This window comes from Marinobacter sp. R17, assembly GCF_003789045.1.
Taxonomy (GTDB): Bacteria; Pseudomonadota; Gammaproteobacteria; order Pseudomonadales; family Oleiphilaceae; genus Marinobacter_A; species Marinobacter_A mangrovi.
This window is the reverse complement of the sequence record NZ_RHGZ01000055.1, coordinates 1-2,444: the sequence shown is the minus strand read 5'-3', so window position 1 is coordinate 2,444 and position 2,444 is coordinate 1. Positions and strand designations below refer to the sequence as shown.

The 2,444-nt window shown below is 50.9% G+C and carries 3 protein-coding genes; all 3 read right to left on the bottom strand.

Annotation, left to right across the window (positions count from 1 at the left end):
- Nucleotides 1–92 precede the first annotated feature (92 nt).
- On the bottom strand, nucleotides 93–518 hold the full coding sequence (locus EB809_RS20825) for a PH domain-containing protein (protein WP_123636776.1): 426 nt from the start codon (nucleotides 516–518) through the stop codon (nucleotides 93–95).
- Nucleotides 519–624: 106 nt separating this feature from the next.
- Nucleotides 625–978: a DUF6547 family protein gene (locus EB809_RS20820; RefSeq protein ID WP_123636775.1), complete on the bottom strand. Its 354-nt coding sequence runs from the start codon at nucleotides 976–978 to the stop codon at nucleotides 625–627.
- Between the two features lie 452 nt (nucleotides 979–1,430).
- The gene (locus tag EB809_RS20815; RefSeq protein WP_123636774.1) at nucleotides 1,431–1,763 is read right to left on the bottom strand and encodes a hypothetical protein; all 333 of its coding nucleotides are present in this window, start codon (nucleotides 1,761–1,763) and stop codon (nucleotides 1,431–1,433) included.
- Nucleotides 1,764–2,444 lie beyond the last annotated feature (681 nt).

Here is a 2,444-nt window from a genome sequence, read left to right as displayed (position 1 = left end):
CGGCCAGGGCGACTTTGGATTTGAATGATGCGCTGTATTGCTTGCGTTTCTTGCTCATGATTCTCCTCCTTGTGGAGATGATGAATCAGAGCTTAGGCACCTGTCCAAATTTCGGGGTCCACTTCACCGATCAGGCGATTGAGTTTTCGTACTTTCCGGTTTGTGTACTTGCTATCACACTCCGTTTTTAACACTAGCCACAGGCATGCGCCACCTCGTGGTAAAAGTTGCGGCCTCGTGGAGACTCGCTCGATCACATCCCACGGAAACTCAACTTTCGAAAAGTCCTCCACCAAAAGGCCGGAATCTGTGACCGCCAACCTATTTCTCAACGACCGATGAATTGATAGAGCAAATAGAAAGAAGAGTATGGAGAACGGCAAAATATAGAGATGTACTTGAAACCCAGCCTCAGTGAAGCCGCCTTTCCACGCGGAATAACCATGAGCGTAGACCGGTAAAACGACACAGATAGCCATCAAGAGCTTTAGCCCACCTTTTTCCTTGGTGAGGACCATACCGAGTTCCTTAGTAATGCCTAACGCCAAGCTAAGCGGCGGCCTGACAAGGCCGTCCGGTGGAGGCCGAAGGCCGGAGCGTACTTGAGCGAATTGTTATAACCGATTACTCGGGCCACTCATCACCCTCGCATCGAGCAATCCAGTCAAAATAGAGCTCCGTTCCAAATGGCTCAACGGGTAGCTCTGCACCACTCTGCGTGATCTGAATTTCTCCAGAAACCATCTTCTCGTTCAGATAAACCAAAGCGTCGTGAACTCCAGACTCTTTAGCACTTTGGATGACTGAGCCCAGAACCGCTCTTTGGGCGTCAGTTAGGGAGGCGAGCAGCTGGTTTACGCTTTCGTTCTCGGGAACCTCTGGAAAGCGACCTGCTCGCGCCCAATCCGCCGCAGCAGAGTCTTTGATACCAACGAGTGAATCAACGAAAGATTTATACTCTTCTACTTCCCTGCTCATAACTTCCCTGAAAGGTTATAACGCCTGGCTCTGTGGCTGCCTGGAACGAAGTGGAAGGCAGTCCACAGCAGACACTGGTTAAACGATGAGAGCCACAAAGCAAGCTAACGGCACGTTGTGAGCGCAGCGAACCTGTGGCCAAACGGCGGCACCAAACCGGAGCCGCCAACCTAAAATTGCCGGAATGGGTAGCTGAAAGCAACCCACACCGAAGCAAATAAACTATAAAGCTGATTCCCCGCTTTCCGAAGGCAGCAAAATGAAGCCGCCAAGCATGCGAACTTGGGAAAGCCTTTCGGACAACCTGCCTACCACTGGCAACTAACTTTCAAACCAGCGACCAGCCCAAAACCCTCATCTTTTAACGCCAGCCAGCATGCGCGGCTGCGGAATGGAGGCGAAGCCGCAATGTAGTAGACGTCGCCGTGCCTGGCCTTGTTATAAGCTCTATACTACTGAATTGAATCAATAATTTTATTTCTCACAAGCTCAACGGAATCTCTATTGTAGCCAGCAACTGCAACCATGAGCTTGCTTTGGATAGGTGATATTTCTATACACTTAACTACAACACGATTTGACTTTACGTTCCCGTATATTCCGTACTCATTCTCAACCTGATTCTCTAGCCCCAGGACTTGTAGAGCATAAGAGCTTTGTATCTCGCAGGCCTCTTTGGATTTGTTCAGATCTTTAAACCATGACCAAAGCTCAGGCGGTTTTTCCTCAGCGATAGCTGATCCTGATAATAAAAACAAAAGAATTAAAACTGCCTTGTTGATCATGCGGATTTCCCTATTACTTATAACGCCGCTCAGCACGCGCGACTTTGGAATGGAGGCGAAGCCGCAATGGAAAAGGCGTCGCTGTGACTGGCCTTGTTAGTGCCGTGAACCACTGGACCTGATTTCCAACACCAAACTTCGCAGGCTAACTCCGTAACAGCTTGCACGAACTGGACCCATGGCGACAGGAACCAGAGCACTGAACTGGCCCCTTATACGGCGTGCAGCGGCGGGTTGCCCCATGAACATTGCACACCACTTTCACCACCGCCCATTTCTGCTGAGCAACCGAACCTGACAGCGGCTTGGCGGGTTTGGCACCGAACCTGCCCCAAAAAACCACAGGGCCAGGGCCACTAACGCCGCCAACAGCGGCCGAGCGTAGCGAGGTCCAGCGCACGTAGTGCGCGATGCTGCTTGGCCTTGTTAACTGTTTTGAATTTGCTGGCTGTAGAATTCACAACGATCCTCTAAGCCCATAGACTTTGCAGCCTCTGTGAGCTTTAGCCAAATTTCTTTTGGAGGTTTACTCGTTGCCTCAAGCGCTGCTTCTTCTAGCCCGGATTTCTCATAGCGACCCAGCAAGTCTCGCAGGCTGGGTAGATTAGCGCCATGACCGCTCAGCTGCGGGCGTGATTGCCTAATAATTGGTCAATTTCTGTTATCCGGACACACTGCCCC

What these genes read in the sequence shown, in the direction of transcription:
- EB809_RS20825 (WP_123636776.1), bottom strand. Translation starts at nt 518, where the DNA reads ATGGTCCTCACCAAGGAAAAAGGTGGGCTAAAGCTCTTGATGGCTATC.
- EB809_RS20820 (WP_123636775.1), bottom strand. Translation starts at nt 978, where the DNA reads ATGAGCAGGGAAGTAGAAGAGTATAAATCTTTCGTTGATTCACTCGTT.
- EB809_RS20815 (WP_123636774.1), bottom strand. Translation starts at nt 1,763, where the DNA reads ATGATCAACAAGGCAGTTTTAATTCTTTTGTTTTTATTATCAGGATCA.